This is a genomic window from Candidatus Abyssobacteria bacterium SURF_5 (assembly GCA_003598085.1).
Lineage (GTDB): Bacteria > Abyssobacteria > SURF-5 > SURF-5 > SURF-5 > SURF-5.
Genome location: QZKU01000127.1, coordinates 1 through 20,428, shown reverse-complemented (window position 1 = coordinate 20,428; position 20,428 = coordinate 1). Strand labels below are relative to the sequence as shown.

Sequence of the window (20,428 nt, the reverse complement as noted above, 5' to 3'; positions counted from 1 at the left end):
ATGCTCGTGGCGGCGGCGCTGGCGCTTGTTGTCATCGCGGTCATATATGGATTGATGGAGAAGCCGGTCCGGGTGCAGACGCAGGCCGTGAGCCGCGGACCCATGACCGTCTCGGTTGAAGAAGACGGCAAAACGCGCGTGATCGACAGATACACGATCACGGCGCCGGTGGCCGGTTTTCTCAGGCGCATACGCTTGGATGAGGGCGATCCGGTTTCAGCGGGCCAGGACGTGGCCACGCTCGAGCCGTTGCGTCCGGAGAATCCCGATCCGAGGACGCGCGCCAGGGCGCAAGCCGACGTGGACGCCGCCGAGGCCGCGCTCAGAAGAGCGGAAGAGGAAGTTGAGCGAGTCGCCGCAGAGGCCGACTACGCCCAGGCTGAATATCGCAGAAAGCAGGGCTTGTTCAAGGAGGGCATTGTCTCGCAAGACGAGTTCGACAGGGCGGAGGCGCAGGCTCGTGCGGCCGAAGCGGCGCTCAAATCCGCACGGTTTGCGGTCGAGGTCGCGCGCCACCAGTTGGAGGCTGCCCGCACCGCTCTGAGATATACGGCTGAAGCGGCGCCTTCGGAGGCGATCGAACTGAAATCCCCTGTAACAGGCAGTGTTTTTGAGGTGTTCCGCGAGAGTGAGGGCGTCGTATCGACGGGCGAGGCAGTCATGGAGATAGGCGATCCGTCGGCCCTCGAGGTCGAGGTGGACCTCTTGTCCGACGATGCGGTAAAGGTGGAGCCGGGGACGCGCGTCTTTTTTGAGCGATGGGGCGGCGGCGACCCGCTCGAGGGGAGGGTGCGTGTGGTTGAGCCATCGGGTTTCTTGAAGATATCCGCACTCGGTGTCGAAGAGCAGAGGGTCCTTATTATATCCGATATTACCTCGCCTCGCGAGGTCTGGAAGAATCTGGGGGATGAGTACCGCGTGGACGCCTCGTTCGTGATCTGGGAAGGCGAAGACGTGCTCCGGGTGCCGGAGAGCGCGCTTTTCCGGCACGAAGGCGGCTGGGCCGTCTTTGTCGTCGAAGGCGGCAGGGCTTCGCTCAGGCCGGTTGAAATCGGCCAGAGGAACGGTGTAACGGCGCAGGTGCTTTCCGGTCTGAGCGAAGGCGAAGAGGTGATTATCCATCCCAATCGCGACGTCGAGGACGGCGCCCGCATCAAGCCGTGGCAGGAATAGCACTATCGATCTTTGGTTGTCTTTCACGCAGGCGCAGGCTTCCACCCTGCCGGAAAGGTGAAGGAAAGCGATGTCGAACGAATTGATGGATGCCGACTGGAATCTGGATACTCTTCTGGAAGTGCATTATCTGTTTTCGCGCCTGGGGAAGCGGCGGCAACAGGCTCTCTCGGCGCTTCTGCACCTTGCTGACAGGAACCTGAAACCCATAACCGTCTCACCCCTCGATCTCCTGAAAAACCTCGTTCCCTCGCTGGCGTACGAGCCGGACGCGGTGGTCCTCTTCTACTCGCTGGCCGAATTCAACACGCCGGCGGCTGATGAGGCGCTGAAGGCGATCCTGCGGGAATCGGAAAGGGTCAGGAACGAGGATTTCAAGAAATTTGTGGAGATAGCTGTTGCCGAAGGGAAATCCGATCTGCTAAAAGCGCTCGATGGACTGAAGCTTTCGCAGCAAAAGTCCAAAACCCTTCGTCATGCAATGAGCAGAAGCGAGGAATAAGATCATGAAGCGTTAACCCGCAGATTCAGGAAAAGAAGCGGACAAGGTGTTTGCGCTGCATGAATCGTGTTATTGACTGCCGCACACGAACCCGTATAAGATTATCGGCGGCATGTGTTGCTTCTTTTGCGATCTCGCCGGCGGACGCCCGGGGTCGCAAGTTACAGGATGCTGACCGGAGAAAAGCGAGGAGCGGGCAGAATGGATATTGAAGAGTTGGATGAAATACCTCCGTGGGAGTGGCCGGAAGAGGCAGACGAGATACTTCTGGAAATTTTGCGTGACGCTCACGCCGATGTTTCGAAACGCGTGCTCGCGGCCGATTTGGCCGGCGACTGCGCCGTGCTGAACGATGAGATCGCCCGGCAGTTACTCCTCATCGTGCTCAGCCCCGATGAGCCGAACGATCTGCGCGCGGCCGCGGTGGCATCCTTAGGGCCTGCGCTCGAGGATTCGGATTGCAGCGATTATGATGATCCCGAGGAAATGTCGATCTCTGAGCCGATGTTCCACGAAATAAATAAGTCGCTCGAAGAACTTTACAGGGGAGCGTTTGTCCCGGAAGAAGTCCAGCGGCGAGTACTGGAAGCTTCGGCGCATGCGCCGCAAGAGTGGCACCGTGAGGCCGTTTCAGCCGCCTATTCGAGCACCGACGAAAAGTGGAAGCTGAGCGCCGTTTTTTGCATGCGCTTTGTTGGAGGCTTCGATGACCAGATAGTCGAAGCGCTCGAGAGCGATAATCCGGATATTTTGTATGAGGCCGTTGTCGCTGCTGGTCGATGGGGGACGCCGGCCTCGTGGCCGCGCATCACAACTCTGCTCAGTTCGAAGGAAACGGAGAAAGCCCTTTTGCTCGCGGCCATCGAGGCTGCGCCGTATGTGCGACCGGAAGAGGCGGTCGAGGCCGTCGCCGGCTTCACTGATTCGCCGGATGATGAGATTGCGGAAGCCGCCAGCCAGATCGTGAGCGCGCTCGAGCCGTTTCCCGACGAGTTTGATAATACGGACGGCCTCTTCAACTGAGGAGCGGAGAAGACCGGCCAATCTTTTATCTTAGTAGCCCCATTATTTTCGATTTTTTTCGACATACCTCTTTTCCTCATTCTCATGCCATTATTCCAAGCATTTCTTCATGAAAAAATTGACACACGCTATTGGCATAGATCATATATGAGTCTCGTGCTTGAGCCAGATTGACTGCCGCTGATGAAAGCTTGACCTCGAATAGTCAGGACGGTAGAATGTTGTGTCGGCGCAGCCGAACACATCAGGGTATTCTCATTAGAACAGGAGCTTCTTCTGGAGATCAAATGACGATTGAAAACGAAGGCAGGCAATTCGCAGGAACAGAGAACGCGCGCGCACAATGTGCGGGGGGAAAGAAAAGTATCCATGAGCGAAAGCAGAAAACGCGTGAGTGGGGCGTTGTGTCCTGGCGTGGATGTAAAGCATGGCAGATCTGCATCCAGAATTTCGAGGACAAGGAAGCCAGCCGGCATGTCAGTGGAAGATTGGCAGATCGTGCTTCGGCGCGACTTCGGCGCATCCCAGAATTTTGTGATGAAGAATGTGGGAAGCGAGCCGATATTCTCTGACTTTGTGATCGAGAATCCCGAGACGGGTGGGAGGTACAGAGTCGCCATCAGGAGTGACAGACCCGGCCCAAATTATTGCTCCTGCGCCGATTTTTCCACCAACACCCTCGGCACGTGCAAGCACATTGAATTCGCTCTTGCCCGTCTCGGGAAGAAGAGGGGCGCCAAGAAAGCGTTTCAAGAGGGGCATAAGTCGCTCCATTCGTCAGTAACCCTTCGATATGGTATGAAGCGGGCGATCGCGTTCAGTGCAGGAACCGAATGTCCGCCCGAGTTGAAGAGGATAGCAGAAGAGTATTTCGACAAAACCGGCTTTCTCAAACCGGACAAATTTTTGCTTTTCGACGAGTTCTTGCGGCGCGCCTCAAAAATCACACACGAGCTTCGGTGTTATGATGACGCTCTCCAGCATATCGCTCGTGTGAGAGATCAGTTGAAACTGCGCGAAGCCGTGGATATGGCTTTCGGCAATGACATCAATGGGACTCTCCTCGACGGCATGCTCAAGGTTTCACTGTACCCATATCAGAGGAAGGGGGCGCTTTTTGCGGCGCGCGCAGGGCGCTCGATCATTGCCGACGAAATGGGACTCGGCAAAACGGTCCAGGCCGTAGTCGCCTGTGAGGTGCTTGCGCGGCTCGTGGGTATCGAGCGAGTGCTCGTCGTGTGTCCGGCCTCCCTTAAATACCAGTGGAAGAGTGAAATCGAGCGTTTCGTCGACCGGACCTCGCTGGTTATCGAGGGTTTGCTTGCTTCACGCCAGGCGCTCTATCGGGCGGACTCCTTTTTCAAAATCGTCAATTACGATGTCATCTTTCGGGATCGCGATGAGGTCATGAAATGGTCTCCCGACCTCATCATCCTCGACGAGGCCCAGCGCATCAAGAACTGGAAAACCCGACTCGCGCGGAGCGTAAAGCGGCTCGAGTCGCCATATGCAATCGTTCTCACTGGAACGCCTCTCGAGAACCGGCTCGAAGAACTTCATTCGATTGTCGAATTTGTCGATCGATTCCATCTCGGGCCGCGCTTCCTCTTTCTGCATGAGCATCAGGTGACCGATGATGTCGGCATGGTGGTCGGGTACAAGGAACTGGGGAAGATCGGCCGGACACTTTCGCCCATTCTGATACGCAGGAAAAAACGCGAAGTGCTTGCCGAGCTGCCCGAGCGGCTCGAAAAGACCTTCTTTGTCGAAATGACGAGAGAACAGATGCAGCACCACGACGAGAATGCCGAAACGGTCGCCCGGATCGTGGCCAAATGGCGCCGCTTCAAATTCCTTTCGGAGAGCGACCAGCGGATTCTCACTACGGCGCTTCAGAATATGCGCATGGCGTGCAACAGCACGTACCTGCTGGACAAGAACACCGACCACGGCCGCAAGTGCGACGAGCTTATGACGCTTTTGCAGGATGTCTTCGAGGAACCCGAAGCCAAGGCCGTCGTCTTCAGTCAGTGGATCGGAACGCATGAGCTGATCGCGCGCAGGCTCGAAGCCGCCGGCTGGGACTACGCGTTCCTCCATGGAGGCGTCCCCAGTTCGAAGCGAAAAGACCTCGTGGCGCGTTTCAACGACGATTCACGCTGTCGCCTCTTCCTTTCGACCGAAGCCGGCGGCGTCGGCATGAACCTCCAGCACGCATCCGCTGTTATCAACATGGACCTGCCCTGGAACCCGGCCGTACTTGAACAGCGCATTGGGCGCGTTCATCGGCTTGGTCAGCGTCGCCCGGTACGCGTGATCAATTTTGTCGCCGGCGGTACAATCGAACACAGCATGCTCTCGCTCCTCAGCTTCAAAAAGTCGCTGTTTGCGGGCGTGCTCGACGGCGGGCAGAATGAAATCTTCCTCGGCGGCTCCAGACTCAAACGCTTTATGGAGTCGGTCGAAAGTGTGACCGCCTCAATCCCGCAAGCCGCGCTTAGCGAACCTCAACTTCCCTCCGGCGCAATCACCGACGAGACCGCGGGCGCGCTGGAATCCGAGGAGATTGAAGTTGCCGAAGCGCCTCCCGCGGCTTCGCCGGCGCACCAACCGTTTGCCGATCTCGTCTCGGCCGGCCTCGCTTTCCTCGATAAGCTCGGCGAAATCCTTGCGGTGGGAACTGAAGGCGCCTCCGAAGCGGCGGCCCAAACAAGTCGGACTGGCGAGGTCGGCGCCAAGCGACCGGCGGAAGCGCCAGTACTTCAAACGGACTCGAAAGGAATGAGCCGGCAAAATGCTTCGCTTCTTGAAGCAGTCCAATCTTTCGTCGAAAAAGACGATGCCGGCAGGACGTATCTGAAATTGCCTGCCCCGTCCGCCGCTACACTCAAGAAACTCGCGGACGTCCTCTACAAGCTGAGCGGGAAGTGATGCTGGATTTAAAAAAGGGGATTCTTTCGAGTCCAATGCGGAGGTGAAACCATACCTGAAAAGCCTGAAGACGCCGAGTGGAATCTGGATACCTTCCTGGAACTGCACTATCTGCTTCTCCATCGGTCGGCGAAGCAGTGGGGGGGAGCGATTCGGGCGCTCCTCGAAATGGCGGATGGAAGTTCCGCTGACTGTCTCGCCCATTGATCTGCTGAGAAAGGTTATCGCTCCCTTCAGATTCGTTGCCGGCGACGAGGCCCTCATCTTTTGTTTCATATCCTGTCGCCGTTCGACTTCCTCTGGTTCTCACTCGGATAAGGTTGTGAGACGGCCTTTCATTTCGATTTCACGACTCTCTGCCGGCCTTCCGTCTTCCCGCCGCCAATAATCCCTTTGTGTGCGGAAGGGAAGGAGCAGGAGATTCCGCAGCGTGTTGTCATGTGGCTTGCGGTAACCGGCAATTCCTATGTCAATACTGGCCTGAGGAATATTGAGTCGCATGCTTCTATGAAGGACGTCCCACCATCGGAAAATGACGCCATAATTCGAGTTGGTTTCGTTTTTGAAGATCGAATGATGGATTCCGTGCATGCGAGGCGTCACGATTATCTTGTTCAGCCGTCTCTCGATACGAATAGGCAGCATAATGTTGCTGTGGTGAAACATCGTCCCGGCTTGAAAAAAGAACTCGTAGACCAGGTACGTGACAACCGAGACGCCCAGCAGCCCCACCTGCACCACTCTGAAACCAGTCGAATAGAGAATCTCGCCGAAGTGGAACCGGAACGAGGTCGTCACATCAAGGTCCGGGTCGACATGATGCACGTTATGGAAACGCCATAGCAGCGGAACAGTGTGGTTCAGCCGGTGCCAGTAGTAAAATGTGAGGTCCATCAGCAGGAAGCCGGCCGCACCGTGCACACCGGCCGGCAGCCCGAGCACGGAAAGCAGTCCGAAAGACTTCTGAGATGTTTGATCGGCGAGCCACAACGAAACCGGCCGCACCGCGAACGATCCCGCAATGAATGCCAGCGCCATGAAAGAAAAATTCACGAAGAAGCGCGGCAACGCCCGGCGGGTTGACCGGCGGAGCGGCGCAACGCGTTCCACTCCTAAAAGGAGCAGGAACACCGCCGCCAACAAACCTGCTTGAAGGTGCCCAACTATAAGAGACCAGCCTTCCATATAGTGCTCAGCGTCTGTGTCCGCTAGATCATCAGCTTAGCCAATCAACATTTTTTGAAACTGCCATCGATCTCCCTTATATTAACGCAATAATCTCTGCCTTCCCACTTGTCCGTATCAGTCCAAAAGAAGGTGAAGCGTATGGGCGCAGTTTGTCCCTTGGGGACCGCAATGTCCACGAAGCAGATTTCCAGCCCGGTGGGTGCGCTTGATGTCTGAAATTTCGTCTTCCATTCGTCCATGGTCCACAGAAGTTGAAATGGCTCAGGCGCCTGAACACGCAAGACATGCCCTCCTGCCACCGATTTGACTCTCCGAATCGGCTTCCACACCTCCAGGTCCTTCCGTCCCTTGCCAGCGAGGTACCGTTCAGCCACAATGGGAATTAGGTCGAATACCTGCGAGTCTGCGGCAGACCGGAGCAGCTTGATATACTCTGCATGCGCCCACATCAGAGGCATCGCCGAGCCCGCAAACCGTCCAAAGAACATGCCTGCTTCCGGGCGATCGTCTTCGTCCCATATCTGTTCGGGAAGCATTCCTCCTTTTGATGCGAATTTCTCCATGGCGCTGATGCAGGGCGTCGGATCGCGTCCCGCTGCAAATTCATAATGCCCTCTCTCTCCGGTCAGAAGGGGCCATGCGCGCCCCTTTCCCCATCCTTCGTAGGGGCCGCCGTCTGGACGTTCCCCATACCCATCATTGTTGTACCGGCGCCAGCATGGGCCGTAAGGGGTATCCACCTTGAGAACGGCGTCCACCACCTGCAGTGAATCCTCGATGAGGTTGTCCCCCGGTTTGCGTATCCCGTAACGGACCAACTCGAGGAAGCCCGCATCCACAATATCCTTCGCAGGAAACCTCCATTCTTCCCCGGGTGGTCTATTTCGAATCGCCAGCAGTCCCTTATTCGGGTCTTCGTCGGGAGACGGGTTGCCAATGTCCGTCGGATGAATCCGGATATAATGCCTCGGAATGCCTTTCAGCAATGTTCCTTCAGTCGTCACTGTCCACAGTTCAAGATGAGACTCCAGGAAATCGGCATAGTCTTCAAGGAACGATGCCGATTCCTGATCGCCCCGTGACCTGCAGAATTCTGCCGCGCAAATGAGCGCCGTGATTGAGGCCGCCAGTGTCGAAGGCGAGTATCCGCTGTTTTCCTCCCAGCGCTCCTGTTGGGTCATCGGGCCTTGACGGATTAAATAGGAAGCGGCCCTCCTGACCATGTGATACGGGTCAAAGCCTCCACACGCCCCGGCTTTCCAGAGTCGCCAGGCAAGCATCACCGGGAAGGCGACTTCATCGAGTTGAATGCCGCTCCAATAGGGGGTTCCGTCTATCCAGAAATTCTGCGGAAATCCGCCGTCATCCCGCTGCGAGCATGCCAGGTACACCAGCGCTCGAGCGGGCGTCATGTTATCCCCGCAGGCAAAAAGGCCGGTTGCGCTGTTGACCATATCTCGCGTCCAGACCAGATGGTAGCCGCCGATATCCTCGTCTCCCTTGCTTTGCCCCCAGGGGATGCTCGCCGAAGCGATGAGCGCGCCGTTGAAGGTCTTGTCTTCATGAGCAAGCAACAAGTTATGGCTGATCCGATACAAGCGACCATTATCTTGAGAAAATCGGTCCAGGTCGCGTATATCGCAGCAGACGCGGCGCCACTGTTTTTTGAATTCCTCCCAGTGATATTGAAAGGGGACGCTCAGCGACTGTATGAGAGTGCATACCGCGTCGTGGCGCCCCTGTCCGAATGCCAAGCCTAGCGTGAATTCGGAGGACTTCGACGTATCTATTCGGCCAATGACTGCGATATTCCCCTCCTCTGCTCGCTCAAATTCCCAATCCATTCGCAAATTGTCCCTGAGGTCCTGCCACCCGTCGCTCGCGCCGACATATCCGCAGGACGTTCCGGTGAATCCGACGGTTGTCCCCATGGCCAGATATGTCTGTTCCTTCCAAGCGATGAGCAGGGTTTGGCCCGAAACATGGAACCGCCGGGCGGAGTTACCCCACCCGCTCACCTCGAGATGAGGCGCGAGGAGCGCGAAAATTTGCAGGCGATCGAGCCAGTCCTTCTCAGCCTCGATTCGCACATGAACAAGGATACACGGCTTACAGGGGTCCGAGATGATCTCCTTGACGAGCCGATATCGGCGCTGCAGATCATCGCTCACGATTCGATATCCGAGCGTGTCGCGCTCTATGCACTCTATCTCACTCTTCAGGTCCCTCTTTTCCTCATGAAAGAAAGTCTTCCCGTCCGTAATGAGAAACTGCAAATCTCGGATTTGGGGGTGGTCGATGGTGGGATAGTACACTTCATTCAGAATGCCGTGAGACAGCGTAAACCAGATGCGGCTGGCCGCCGAGTTGGCCGTCCCCACTCCTTCTTTCTGACTCGATGTCCATTTCGGAGGGATTCCAGGCGAACCAAACGCAATAGCTGAATCGTTTTGCGGTTTGTCAGTCATATCACAGTCCTCACTTTGTCATCTTCTCTGCCACGCCAGGAATCGCTCGAAAAGCTTTTTCACGAAAGGCGTCAGCCGGGTTCGATTATGTCGTCGGCCACCTGGTTGATGGCTCAAATCGTTCCATCCCAATCTTGGTGTTTGGCTTCAAAACCAGCAGGATTGAAAAAGGAGAGGAAGCTTTCCCCAACGTCCGGCCAGGTGAATAAAAATAACCCCGGATCGGGAAAACCGCTAGCCGGAGAAAGTGCATGCTCGAGGGAATTGATCGCATTATGACTCGCCTATCTATGCTATTCAATTTCAAATTCTTGAGGTTTGATCAGTCTTCTCCAAGGTAGCTTGTCCATTTCGGAGAAAACTGTCGGCGGATACTGAAAAATTCATTGAACCGCAAAGGCGCAGAGGCCACAGCGCGACAAAGCCGCAACCAACCTCTTGGAACACGAATTTCGAATTTGACGAGTTACACGAAGGAAGTCCCTTCTTTTCGTCATTCCTGCGAAAGCAGGAATCCAGAATACGCGGCACAGCCATGCCTGCCACGCGTCTCGCGTGGTCATCTCAAGCTTCCTCTTCTTACTGAGCGTTAGCGCACAAGCTGGCCACGCTCAGCGGAACTTCATTCGTGTGATTCGGGCGTAAATTGAAACAGTCGGGATAGCAGGATTTGCTTTGGTTGCGGCTTTGCTGCATCTTTCAGCAGAAACGGCGGAAATTTCTTTGCTTGCCGTTGAGTCATTCGGCGTGACAGAGTATCTGAAAAAAGGAGGGAATGCTGATTGGCCGTCAAGAGAGTATTGATTTCTGTCCTTACAGCCTGCGCGTTACTCGCGACAACAGGTTTCAGCCTGGATAACGCCATTGTTCCGAAGGAAGAAATTGTCTCCGGCGGCGTGCCCAAAGACGGTATTCCGTCGCTTCTGGCCCCGAAGTTTGTCTCCGCCGATGACGTCGATTTTCTGGAACCCGACGATCGCGTGATCGGGGTCGAAATAGAGGGCAAAGCAAAGGCGTATCCAATCAAGATCATGAACTGGCATGAGGTGGTGAATGATACGCTGAGTGGGCAGCCCATCGTTGTCACTTTTTGACCGCTGACCCAGACGGGAGTGGTCTACTCCCGCATTATCGATGACAAGACCTACACATTTGGGGTATCTGGACTGTTGCATAAAAGCAATCTGCTCCTCTATGATCGTCAGACTGATACGCTCTGGTCCCAGCTTATGGAGAAGGCGATAGCGGGACCACTTGTCGGAAAGAGCCTGATGAAAATCCCTTCAACCGAAACAAAATGGAAGGATTGGAAGAAAAAGCATCCGGAAACGGAGGTCATGTCAACAGAAACCGGGTATGAAAGAAACTATTTCGTGGACCCGTATGAAGGTTACCTGCGGATCGGAAGCCTGATGTTTCCCGTCGGCAAGGTGCGCAGAGACCTGCCGACGAAACAAAGGGTCCTCGGCATTGAGGTGGACGGCATAGCAAAGGCCTACTCGCTGGAGGACGTGCAGAAACATTCCGGAATTCTCAGCGACACCATCGGAGATAAGTCAATCGAAATCGTCATTTCTCAAGATGGGCAGGTGACGGATATTCGTGACGTGCAAGGGAATCAAATCACCGGCATCTACAGTTATTGGTTTGCCTGGCAAGCCTTTCACCCTGAAACCCTGGTCTATGAGCCGCAAAAAGAATAAAACTCAAAACAAATTGATTTTCGTTTTCAGCGTTATAGCGGCTATCCACCCTCCGCAAACCCGGGATAAAGGGTCATGCCCCCATCCACAACAATGCTTGCTCCAGTGACATAGTCGGCGTAGTCGGAAGCCAGCCATACGGCAGCTCGCGCGATGTCCTCCGGCTCTCCAATCCGCTTGTAGGGAATCAGCTTCATCAACTGTTCATATGCTTCCGGGGTGCTCCAGGCTTCGCGGTTGATTGGCGTGCGAACCGCTCCGGGCGCGATGCCGGTGACGCGAATACGGTAGGGGGCAACCTCCTGTGCGATGCTCTTCATCATGAGCATCACTCCTCCTTTGGAGGCCGAATAATTGACGTGTCGCGCCCACGGAATCACCTCGTGCACGGAGCCCATGCAGATGATCTTGCCCGCCGAGCAGGAAACCTCCCTCACCACCCCCCGCCGCTTGAACTCCTTGACTGCCTCCCGCGCACAAAGGAATTGACCGGTAAGATTGACATCGATAACCTGCTTCCACTGCTGCTCGGTCATCTCATCAATAGGCGCATCATTCTGGATGCCGGCGTTGTTGACGAGGATATGGATGGTTCCGAATTCCTGAAACATTCTCTGGAACATTGCCCGAACCTCGTCCTCGCGAGATACGTCGGCCCGCGCGGCATACGCCCGTGCGCCCGTTTTTAAAATCTCTTCAACTACTCCGACTGCTTCTTCTTCGCCTGTTACATAGTTCACCACCACGTCGGCGCCAGCCTCCCCCAGTGCAAACGCTATCGCCTTTCCGATGCCGGAGTTGGCGCCGGTTACCAGCGCCTTCTGCCCCTCGACGATCTTCCTCGCCGGACAGACCGGCATGACTACCGCTGGGATTTCCTCTTTCTTGTTCGCCATCTTTTTTCCCTTGCTTGCTTTCGGTTTTTCTGCGGACGGTTCCCGAAGGAGAAAATCCGCAGATTATGATTTGCAGCATCTGTCGGTTAAGGCGTGAGCGCCTGTTTTTGCATATGGTGTCATGTTAAGTTCCCGGATGCTAAGGATTTTGCCATATGTCATGGATTGCCCCTGTCTTGTGGTGGACTTTTTAAGGAAAAATGAGGAGGGAAAGATGAGCCTGAGATACAATTTGAAAAGCCCTCAGGCCCATTCCCATTAGCCGACTCCGGAGAATGACTAACTTTCTTTCGGCAAATCCGCGGAAAGCGCTCCCACCATGTTTTTCATGTTTGTCGGGTCGTCGTCCGGATGGAGAACAATCATCACCATGTCCCATTCCCCGAACGGTGACTCGTCGAGAGAGGACGAATATGTTCCCTCTCCTTCCGAATTTGTCTTGAACATGTAGGGAGCTTCTCCCGCGCCGGCTTCACGTTTAACCAGCCCCATGCTCACAAACCATACGGTGTAGACGGAATCTGGACGGAGCCCTTCGGCCTTAACGGGGATGCTATCCTGATCCAGGGAAAGTATACCCGCAGCATCACGATGCGCCTTATCAGCTTTCAAGGGCAGTTGAGCTTCTTCCGCCCATGCCGAAGTGAAAAGGCTTTGAATGATGAAACTGACACCAATCAGTAACATCAGGAATCTTTTGGCAATCATGTGAGCCTCCTTTTTGTTTCATGCCAGCCGGAAACAGTGGCATTTGTTTCTCTTTAGCTTAGTGCTCTGGGTCGAAAATTCGGTGACGTATTTATTTTCATGCGGCTAATTCTTGTATTTCATTAAATCTCTGTAGTAGGTGTAATAGATCCTTTCGGGTGAATTTCCATTCGAACGGCCTGGCAATTTTTTCGTAGAGTTCCTGAAAACTGAGGATTTTGTTTTCGAGGTCTTCAAGGCTCTCAAAATCGTTTGGGACTAATACCTTTCTCTGCAGCACGGAGAAGTAAATCTCAATCTGATTAAGCCAACTGGCGTGGATGGGGGTATGGACTTGAATAGCATTGGGGTACCAATGTTTCAGTCGATCAACAGATTTTTCTCCCCTGTGCGCCGATCCGTTGTCGGTTATCCAAAAGACCCGACGTGCCGATCGATAAGGCTCCTGTCGCATGACAAGGTCGAGCAAATCACGAAAGCTGTCGATACCGGCACTATTGCGGCATACGCCAAAAAGCTTGGCACGGTGAACGTCCCAAGCCGCCAAGTAAGCCAAAGAGCCCTTACGTTCATATTCGTGCTCGACCCGGCCAGAGCGCCCAGGCCGAGGGGCGCTGATAGGGGCCAATCGGCGCCGGGCTTGGATACTGGTCTTTTCATCAGAGGATATGACAAAATCATTGAATCCCAAAGGTTTTCTCTTCCAGATCCCTTGGTACAAATCAAGAACACTGGCCGCCTTACTTTTGAAATCTGGGTCACGCGGCCATATCCAACTGCGATAGCACCAGGGCCGGATAGCATCCTTGCTCAGCCATCGCCAGATTGTTTTCCCGCTGATAGAGGCGACAATTCCCTGCTTTTGAGCTTGCCGGGCGATTTCGCCATGAGTCAGTTTGGAAAAAGGCAGCCCCAGAACCTTTGGCAACTGGCAGGCAAGCGCTTTGACCGCCACCACGACGTCAGGGGGAAAAAGCGCTGGGCCTTCCACGCCGCGGCTTCTCTTGCAGGCCAGCCATACGTTGGTCAAAGAAGCGTTTGCGCCATTTTGAAACGATCTGCCTGGGTAAATCAAGCTGCTGGGCGATTTGCTTGTTTGACAGCCCCTCGGCGGCAAGGAGGACAATCTTGGCACGCATGACTTCGCAAAACGGTGACGTATATTTACGCGCGGTCGCCTGTAACTGTTTTTTCTCATCAGCGGTCAGAAGAATTCTAAATGGGCTCTTTCTTGGCATAATCACCTCCCTTTTTCTAAAAGTGATTATGCCATACCACGATCAAATTTGCAACTTTAATACGTCATCGTATTTGTGACAATGAGTACTTAGTCTTAAATATCAAAACAAACTTAGATCTTGTTCTTTCCTGTGCCGCATTTTCTGGTTCCATGCATTGACACACTGCTTTCATCCCCGTCCTCAGGAAAAGCAGCTCACGATCGTGACATCGAGCTGCCGGCCCAAAACAAACAGAATCAAAATCGCGAGAGCCGTCGCGACCATCACTGCACTTGACCTTGAGACCATTCGTCCCGTTCTCATGCTGGGAAATCCTTTATTGCGACCAAGGAATCCTTCCTTATCCTTGTTATTTGTCGGGCAGAGAGAGAAAACCTTACAGATCTTTTTTCGGTGGGGATGAGTCTTCGGGTTTATCGGGGGACAGGGCGGATTCCGCCAAAGCACGTCGAATTTTCTTTTTGGCCTCGGTGGAGAGAGAATCCCTTTTTAAGAGAATCCCCTCATCCGTCTCTTCACCGTAATAGCCAGCCGCTGCTCTCAGGAAGAGCAGTTGCCGCCTGAACCTCGGGCAATACCGACACATCAGCAGGTGCATTTGCAAGCTAATGCGCTGGCGCAGCGGAAGCTTCCGGTCCAGTTGCTCCGATGCCAGGAAAGCGACTTCTCTACAGGTGATCATTTCCCCTTTTTCCTTTGTTCTCTTTCAAACCAGTTCGCATCGAGACAGCGGGCAAGCCGCATTCGAGCTCGATACAGCATCACATGTAAATTTGTCGTTGAAATGTCGAGAATCTTACAAATTTCCGCCGTCTCCAGTCCATCTAATTCGCGGAGGCCGAATATATTTGCCAGCCGTTCCGGCATTTGCGTCATACACGATTCAAATTTCTCCCAGAATTCCTTCTTTTCCAATAGCTTGGCCGGACTTTCACTCCAATGGGATGGGAACGTTTTCCACTTGCCGCTCGAATCAAACAGGTCGTTTCCGGCCGAAGCCTCGGAGGAAGTTGCATCAAACGAGTGTTCCCGCTGTCTCTTGCGAAAATAATCCAATATCTTGTGCTTTACTATCCCGACCAGCCAGGTCCTCACCGACGCCTGCCCCCGGTACTGCTCTTTCCCTCGTACGGCGGCCAGCAGAGTCTCCTGCACCATGTCTTCCGCTACATCCCGGTTCCTCACCCGCACCAGCGCATAGCGGAACAGGTAGTCGCCGTATTCCTCCAACAAGCTGTCAGGGTCAAACCGTACATTCCGGTTCTGAAATTCGGCCTGCATTTATTCAGTCACGTCTCCCAGGGCGAGGGGGACTGAAACCGCTAACGGAAATTACGCCTTTTTGGAATTTGTGAAACGATATCTGTCCCCGAGCCGAAGTCGTTGGTTTGTCTTATTTTGTCCATAATCTTATTAAATCCGCAATCCAATAATCTCATCAAATGCCAAATCTGAAACTCTTAATCGGAAGAAACACTCTCTCCCAATTGCTGAATCGAAAAATCAGTTACAAATTTAAGAAGATCGGGAAGAGCAACTGGGGGGTGGTTTTGAATACTGCCGCTGTCACAAGTGTTGTGAGAGAACTTCCGTGTTTCTTGCTTGAATCGCGACGAAAACCGGCCGAGAAGGACCGGCTGCTTCAGATGGGCCGAACAATCGAGGGAAACCTTCTCTCCGCTTTACTCGATCATGTACAAAAAAATTAGTGATTATGGGGTGATTGGCAATCTGCAGACCATAGCTCTCGTGGGATTTGAGGGTTCCATCGACTGGCTTTGCCTTCCCTGTATCGATTCCCCCAGTGTGTTTGGCGCTCTTCTGGACGACCAGAAGGGTGGGAAATTCAGCGTTTACCCTGCCGAAGAAAGCGATTCTGTCTCCGAATATGTTCCCGATACCAACATCCTGATAACCCGCTTCAGAACGAGCTCCGGCATATTCCAACTTACAGATTTCATGCCGGTCGCGCCGGCCGCCAAACAGGAGGAGCGGCCTGAACTCTTAAGGGTTCTCCATGGATTGGAAGGCAGCGTCGAGGTGGCGATTACTTTCGAACCCAGATTCGACTATGCGCGCGCACATACCTGCCTGGAAGAAATTGGTGGTGGAATCGTCGCCGCCGGCGCCGGCTCGTTTCTGACTCTGTCAAGCTCTTTCAATATGACCATAGAACGTGACCGCGCCGCCGGCCGAGTGGACATCCGGGCGGGCGACCGCCATTGGTTGCATCTGAAATATCTGTCCCGGCAATCGGCACGCCTTGATATTGATCGCATTACACGGTTGCAGGCTGAAACCGAAGCGTATTGGCGGGAATGGCTGAGCAAAGAGGAAACCGGACTCACGCTGGATTTCGGCCCCTACCGCCAAATGATCAATCGCTCGGCCCTCGTCCTCAAGCTCCTGTATTTCAATCCGACGGGAGCGATTGCGGCAGCCGGAACAACCTCTCTGCCCGAAAAGATCGGAGGCGTCCGGAACTGGGACTACCGGTATTCCTGGATTCGCGACACCGCCTTCACGCTCCAGGCGCTTTTCCGTCTCGGCCATCTCTCGGAGACCGAAGGATACCTGAAATGGATCGCGGACATGCTGTCCCGGTATGGAACCGAAGACATGCGGATCATGTACGGCGTCCGCGGCGAGATGTGCCTGCCGGAAAGCGAACTGGACCACCTCAATGGCTACAAAGGCTCCCAACCGGTGCGAATTGGCAATGCCGCCGCCCAGCAGAAACAGCTCGATATCTACGGCGAATTGATGGACGCCGCCCTTTTGCTCTCCAATTACGTCGGCAAGATCAATGTGAAGCTCTGGGCTCCGCTGCGCCGAATCTGCGACTACATAGTGGAGCACTGGCAGGATAAGGACCAAGGTATCTGGGAAGTGCGTTGCGGCCCGTACGACTTCGTCTATTCCAAAGTGATGTGCTGGGTGGCGCTCGACCGCGGAATCACCATCGCGAAAAGGTACGGCTTTCCGGCTGATGTGGACTTGTGGAACAAGACTCGTGAACAAATCCAGAAGGCCGTTCATACGAAAGGCTGGAGCGAGACGAAAAAAGCTTTCGTCCAGCATTTTGATACTGAAGACCTCGATGCAAGCGCCCTGCTCTTTCCCCTTCTCAATTTCCTCCCGGCCGATGACCCGAAAATGATCTCGACTATAGAAGCGATCAGACGCGAACTGGGCAAAGACGTGTTCCTTTACCGCTACAAAACCGAGGACGGTCTCCCCGGAGACGAAGGGTTCTTTCTCCTGTGCACCTTCTGGCTGGTAGATTGCCTTATAGAACTGAATCGCCTGGAGGAGGCCGAGCTGATTCTGAATCGGATGGAAGCCGCCGCCAATCCGCTCGGACTTTTCTCGGAAGAGTACGACCCAATATGGAGAGAGATGCTGGGGAATTTCCCTCAGGCCTTCACGCACATCGGGTACATAAACAGCGTTCTGTCGCTCCTGTCCAGAAAGAAGAAACAAGAGGAATATCCGAAAAGAAAAACGAAGCTTTCCCTGGCCCGACGACTCTTCGGAAAACAATTGATTCTCAATAACGGGCCACTGCCAAAAGAGACGCCCGCACACGAATTAGCGGTGCAACTGAAAAAATCGATGAACATTTTGCGCGGCGCCTTCTTTCGTACGCCCGAAGGAAGAGTGGCATACGAAGAGATGCGCCACTCGAAGGCCTACGATGATTATGCGCGTCTGAGTTACCTTCTCAAGAAGATGGACCTCGATGTGCTGAAGTCGAGAGAAGAGAAGACTGCGTTCTGGATCAACCTTTATAACGTTCTGGTGATTCATGGGGTCGTGGAACTCGAAATACGGGACTCGGTTAAAGAAGTGCGAAACTTCTTCAGACGCATTCAATACCAAATAGGTGACATGCGTTTTACGCCCGACGATATCGAGCACGGGGTCCTCCGCGGAAATCGAAAGCCGCCGCACTCCCTGTTCCCGCTCTTCAAAGCAGATGACCCGCGATTGAAATATTCCCTTCGAACAATGGACCCGCGCATCCATTTTGCTCTCGTATGCGCCTCATCTTCCTGTCCGCCGATTGATGTCTATGACCCGAACATTCTTGACGAAGATTTGACTGTTTCCGGTCAAACGTTCCTGAATTCTGGCGGACTCTCGATTGATCGCAACGCCGCACGTGTTTCGCTTTCTCTCGTCTTCAAATGGTATCGAAAAGACTTCGGCGAATCGGATGAGCAATTGATCACATTCCTCGCCGGATTCATCTACAACGAAGAAGACCGGAAATATCTCGAGCGGCATGCAGGCCGACTGAGAATCGATTTTCAGGGATATGATTGGAGATTGAATAGAACCTGATGATTTTTTTGAGAGGCATGAAGTGGAGCGTAAACAACTTCATCCGATGCATCTTTGCCCGGGAAAACTTCCCGATATCGCTGTCTTCAGATAGGGAAACGCAAAGATTACGCAACTCTTTTCCCGGCGCTTTCCATCGCCCGGGCATTGACATTGGCGCCCTGAAAATGATCAGGAAAGGAGGTTGGAATGGCTGAGGACAGGCTTACGTTGGGAATCGTCGGCTTGGGGAAGATGGGGGGCAACTTCGCCCTTCAGGCTCTGGAAAAGGGGATATCCGTTGTCGGAAAAGAAAAGTCTGAGAAACCCGAACTCCGAAGACGGGGGGTAAAGATCGCCGGGACATATGAAGAATTCGTCTCGTTCCTGGAGCCGCCCAGAGTGATTTATCTGTCTCTGCCTGCCGGCCCGATAATTGATACTGTCGTGGGAGAGCTTGTTCCCCATTTGAGTGCGGGCGATGTCCTCATGGACGGCGGCAATTCCTTTTATCTCGATTCCATCAGAAGGGAAAAACAACTGAGCGAAAACAACCTGCTGTTCCTGGATTGTGGAACGAGTGGAGGACTTACCGGCGCTCGTCATGGGGCATGTTTTATGGTCGGCGGCAAAGCAGAGGGTATCGCATTGGCAGAGCCTATTCTGAAAAAATTGGCCGTGAAAGATGGCTTCCTTCATACCGGCCCTCCAGGAAGCGGACATTACGTAAAGTTGGTCCATAACGGCATAGAATTTGGCATGCTTCAGGCGATTGGCGAGGGAGCCACGCTTCTTGCGAAGTGCGATTTTCGGCTGAATCTGGAAAAGGTCTTCAAGAACTGGTCAAACGGCTCCGTCATAAGATGCTGGCTTGTAGAGTTGATGCAGAAGGGTCTTGAGGAACAAAGCCTCGAACAGATCGAAAGCCACGTTGAGGATACCGGGGAAGTGAACTGGTTGGTGCAAATTGCGATGAAGAAGGAAATCCCCATTCCCGTCATCACACAATCAGTGATAGAATTGTTCAAGTCAAGAGATGTCTCTTCCCTCACATACCAGGCCATTGCTCTTATGAGACACGGCTTCGGGGGACATCCTTTCGGGAAAGACGGCCGGATCACAAAGGAACGTGAAACAAGCAGAATCCAAAAAATATAGAGAATGTTCGGCCAATTCTGAATTCACCCGTCATCTTGCCAAAAAAGATTCGCGCGCACTACAAATCCAATGATTCAAATATAGCGCCGGGTTCGCCTGTCAACTCCTTTTCCACAAAAGAAAAAGACCTCCATCACTGCAGGTCTTATGTATTCTATTTAGTTGCGGGGGCTGGATTTGAACCAGCGGCCTTTGGGTTATGAGCGGTTTCTTTTGCGGTTCGTCAACACACTGCAAAGGCTGCAACTTACAGCGGCTTCAAGATCTTACGCGCACAAACTTCCGGTGATGATGGTTCCCATATTCACCATGTTTTTCAAAATCCAAGGTACAGTTTAGGGTACAGGTTGCAAGATTGTCAAGTAAGGGCAAAACCCTTTGCACACGAAATCTTACACTGCCAAAACTGCCTCTAAAGACCGAATGCCAGTTAATTTAGGCCTGCCTTGTCCTTAAAACAATGGCGGCTTCTTTGCCAATTCAAAGTTGGTTGAAGAATTTATTGTATCCATTTTCCCTTTTGTTATGAAAAAAAGACAGTTTTTGATATACTTTTACTACCTACATTTTATTTTAGCTCTTCGCGATTAACTCAAAGGCGGCTCGCCTATGGAGATCCAGCGACTGGCCGAAGCCGAAGTCGCCGCTTGCAAGACAGCCGGCCTCCAGAGCTCGGGCAAACCGGGAATGACAGCTTGTCATCTCACTGCACTTCAAAGCCTCCACGCAAGTCCGGGCGGTAATTTCGTGTATCTCGGCATGATCAAGTGTCTCCCCCTCAATCGGGGATTTTTGAATATGCATCTCTGACGGTTTGAACAGAGAGCGACACATTCCGGAAAACGCATTTTGAATGAGGGATTGCGGGATTACGTCTTGCTTCGAATGATCGAAAGGCTGTCGTACATGGCCTGAGGGAGATCCTTTTACATGCCGCCAATCAACGACCTGTTCAGAAAAGGAAAACCTTCCAAGCAGGATCAAGCGCTGCTTGACGCGGCGAAGAACGGAGACGCCGAGGCGGTCAAAAGGCTCGTCCAGCAGGGCGCCAACGTAAACATCAAAGACGGAAACGGCAGGACTCCGCTGCATCTGGCCATTAAGAAAGGAG

Annotated in this window: 18 protein-coding genes and 2 pseudogenes; 12 read left to right on the top strand and 8 right to left on the bottom strand. The window is 53.5% G+C overall.

Annotation, left to right across the window (positions count from 1 at the left end; translation table 11 throughout):
- The 4 genes from C4520_18335 to C4520_18320 all read left to right on the top strand — a co-directional run bounded on the left by C4520_18335 (position 1) and on the right by C4520_18320 (position 5,629).
- The gene (locus tag C4520_18335) at positions 1-1,173 is read left to right on the top strand and encodes an efflux RND transporter periplasmic adaptor subunit (protein ID RJP16591.1); all 1,173 of its coding nucleotides are present in this window, start codon (positions 1-3) and stop codon (positions 1,171-1,173) included.
- 70 nt (positions 1,174-1,243) lie between these two features.
- Positions 1,244-1,675 (top strand): hypothetical protein, encoded by a 432-nt coding sequence (locus tag C4520_18330; GenBank protein RJP16590.1) that lies wholly within the window; start codon positions 1,244-1,246, stop codon positions 1,673-1,675.
- A 201-nt stretch (positions 1,676-1,876) separates the two neighbouring features.
- Entirely contained in the window at positions 1,877-2,698 is an 822-nt protein-coding gene (locus tag C4520_18325) for a hypothetical protein (protein RJP16589.1), read from the top strand.
- A 294-nt stretch (positions 2,699-2,992) separates the two neighbouring features.
- Entirely contained in the window at positions 2,993-5,629 is a 2,637-nt protein-coding gene (locus C4520_18320) for a DEAD/DEAH box helicase (GenBank protein RJP16588.1), read from the top strand.
- Between the two features lie 306 nt (positions 5,630-5,935).
- Here C4520_18320 and C4520_18315 read toward each other — a convergent pair whose 3' ends face one another.
- The 3 genes from C4520_18315 to C4520_18305 form a co-directional block, all read right to left on the bottom strand.
- Positions 5,936-6,814: a sterol desaturase family protein gene (locus C4520_18315; GenBank protein RJP16587.1), complete on the bottom strand. Its 879-nt coding sequence runs from the start codon at positions 6,812-6,814 to the stop codon at positions 5,936-5,938.
- A 44-nt stretch (positions 6,815-6,858) separates the two neighbouring features.
- A complete protein-coding gene (locus tag C4520_18310) occupies positions 6,859-9,285 on the bottom strand; it encodes a glucan 1,4-alpha-glucosidase (GenBank protein ID RJP16586.1) in 2,427 nt (808 codons plus the stop codon).
- A 303-nt stretch (positions 9,286-9,588) separates the two neighbouring features.
- Complete coding sequence (locus tag C4520_18305; GenBank protein ID RJP16585.1) at positions 9,589-9,822, bottom strand: hypothetical protein; 234 nt, start codon at positions 9,820-9,822, stop codon at positions 9,589-9,591.
- 245 nt (positions 9,823-10,067) lie between these two features.
- On the opposite strand from C4520_18305, the gene C4520_18300 reads away from it, so the two are divergent.
- Positions 10,068-10,379 (top strand): DUF3179 domain-containing protein, encoded by a 312-nt coding sequence (locus tag C4520_18300; GenBank protein RJP16584.1) that lies wholly within the window; start codon positions 10,068-10,070, stop codon positions 10,377-10,379.
- Between the two features lie 3 nt (positions 10,380-10,382).
- Entirely contained in the window at positions 10,383-10,988 is a 606-nt protein-coding gene (locus C4520_18295; GenBank protein RJP16583.1) for a DUF3179 domain-containing protein, read from the top strand.
- A 41-nt stretch (positions 10,989-11,029) separates the two neighbouring features.
- On the opposite strand, the gene C4520_18290 is transcribed toward C4520_18295, so the two are convergent.
- The 5 genes and pseudogenes from C4520_18290 to C4520_18270 form a co-directional block, all read right to left on the bottom strand.
- Positions 11,030-11,884, bottom strand: coding sequence for a glucose 1-dehydrogenase (locus tag C4520_18290; GenBank protein ID RJP16582.1), 855 nt, complete (start codon positions 11,882-11,884; stop codon positions 11,030-11,032).
- 279 nt (positions 11,885-12,163) lie between these two features.
- A complete protein-coding gene (locus tag C4520_18285; GenBank protein ID RJP16581.1) occupies positions 12,164-12,592 on the bottom strand; it encodes a hypothetical protein in 429 nt (142 codons plus the stop codon).
- 97 nt (positions 12,593-12,689) lie between these two features.
- Positions 12,690-13,860 (bottom strand): annotated as a pseudogene (locus C4520_18280) (IS630 family transposase).
- Between the two features lie 508 nt (positions 13,861-14,368).
- Positions 14,369-14,515: pseudogene (locus C4520_18275) on the bottom strand (zf-HC2 domain-containing protein).
- Entirely contained in the window at positions 14,512-15,114 is a 603-nt protein-coding gene (locus tag C4520_18270; protein ID RJP16580.1) for a sigma-70 family RNA polymerase sigma factor, read from the bottom strand. The pseudogene C4520_18275 and the gene C4520_18270 overlap by 4 nt, the downstream one beginning before the upstream one ends.
- Positions 15,115-15,275: 161 nt before the next feature.
- On the opposite strand from C4520_18270, the gene C4520_18265 reads away from it, so the two are divergent.
- The 6 genes from C4520_18265 to C4520_18240 all read left to right on the top strand — a co-directional run.
- On the top strand, positions 15,276-15,542 hold the full coding sequence (locus C4520_18265) for a hypothetical protein (GenBank protein ID RJP16579.1): 267 nt from the start codon (positions 15,276-15,278) through the stop codon (positions 15,540-15,542).
- Positions 15,526-18,180: a DUF547 domain-containing protein gene (locus C4520_18260; protein ID RJP16578.1), complete on the top strand. Its 2,655-nt coding sequence runs from the start codon at positions 15,526-15,528 to the stop codon at positions 18,178-18,180. The genes C4520_18265 and C4520_18260 overlap by 17 nt, the downstream gene beginning before the upstream one ends.
- Positions 18,180-18,377 carry a hypothetical protein gene (locus C4520_18255; protein ID RJP16577.1) on the top strand — a complete coding sequence of 66 codons (198 nt, stop codon included), beginning with the start codon at positions 18,180-18,182 and terminating at the stop codon, positions 18,375-18,377. The genes C4520_18260 and C4520_18255 overlap by 1 nt, the downstream gene beginning before the upstream one ends.
- Positions 18,370-19,317, top strand: a complete 948-nt coding sequence (gnd, locus tag C4520_18250; GenBank protein RJP16576.1) for a decarboxylating 6-phosphogluconate dehydrogenase — start codon at positions 18,370-18,372, stop codon at positions 19,315-19,317. Before C4520_18255 ends, gnd begins: the two co-directional genes overlap by 8 nt.
- 609 nt (positions 19,318-19,926) lie before the next feature.
- Positions 19,927-20,127 (top strand): hypothetical protein, encoded by a 201-nt coding sequence (locus C4520_18245; GenBank protein ID RJP16575.1) that lies wholly within the window; start codon positions 19,927-19,929, stop codon positions 20,125-20,127.
- A gap of 120 nt (positions 20,128-20,247) precedes the next feature.
- The coding region (locus tag C4520_18240; GenBank protein ID RJP16574.1) for an ankyrin repeat domain-containing protein at positions 20,248-20,428 on the top strand (181 nt) is incomplete at its 3' end.

What these genes read in the sequence shown, in the direction of transcription:
- C4520_18335 (RJP16591.1), top strand. Translation starts at nt 1, where the DNA reads ATGCTCGTGGCGGCGGCGCTGGCGCTTGTTGTCATCGCGGTCATATAT.
- C4520_18330 (RJP16590.1), top strand. Translation starts at nt 1,244, where the DNA reads ATGTCGAACGAATTGATGGATGCCGACTGGAATCTGGATACTCTTCTG.
- C4520_18325 (RJP16589.1), top strand. Translation starts at nt 1,877, where the DNA reads ATGGATATTGAAGAGTTGGATGAAATACCTCCGTGGGAGTGGCCGGAA.
- C4520_18315 (RJP16587.1), bottom strand. Translation starts at nt 6,814, where the DNA reads ATGGAAGGCTGGTCTCTTATAGTTGGGCACCTTCAAGCAGGTTTGTTG.
- C4520_18310 (RJP16586.1), bottom strand. Translation starts at nt 9,285, where the DNA reads ATGACTGACAAACCGCAAAACGATTCAGCTATTGCGTTTGGTTCGCCT.
- C4520_18305 (RJP16585.1), bottom strand. Translation starts at nt 9,822, where the DNA reads ATGGCTGTGCCGCGTATTCTGGATTCCTGCTTTCGCAGGAATGACGAA.
- C4520_18290 (RJP16582.1), bottom strand. Translation starts at nt 11,884, where the DNA reads ATGGCGAACAAGAAAGAGGAAATCCCAGCGGTAGTCATGCCGGTCTGT.
- C4520_18285 (RJP16581.1), bottom strand. Translation starts at nt 12,592, where the DNA reads ATGATTGCCAAAAGATTCCTGATGTTACTGATTGGTGTCAGTTTCATC.
- C4520_18270 (RJP16580.1), bottom strand. Translation starts at nt 15,114, where the DNA reads ATGCAGGCCGAATTTCAGAACCGGAATGTACGGTTTGACCCTGACAGC.
- C4520_18265 (RJP16579.1), top strand. Translation starts at nt 15,276, where the DNA reads ATGCCAAATCTGAAACTCTTAATCGGAAGAAACACTCTCTCCCAATTG.
- C4520_18260 (RJP16578.1), top strand. Translation starts at nt 15,526, where the DNA reads ATGTACAAAAAAATTAGTGATTATGGGGTGATTGGCAATCTGCAGACC.
- C4520_18255 (RJP16577.1), top strand. Translation starts at nt 18,180, where the DNA reads ATGATTTTTTTGAGAGGCATGAAGTGGAGCGTAAACAACTTCATCCGA.
- gnd (RJP16576.1), top strand. Translation starts at nt 18,370, where the DNA reads ATGGCTGAGGACAGGCTTACGTTGGGAATCGTCGGCTTGGGGAAGATG.
- C4520_18245 (RJP16575.1), top strand. Translation starts at nt 19,927, where the DNA reads ATGGAGATCCAGCGACTGGCCGAAGCCGAAGTCGCCGCTTGCAAGACA.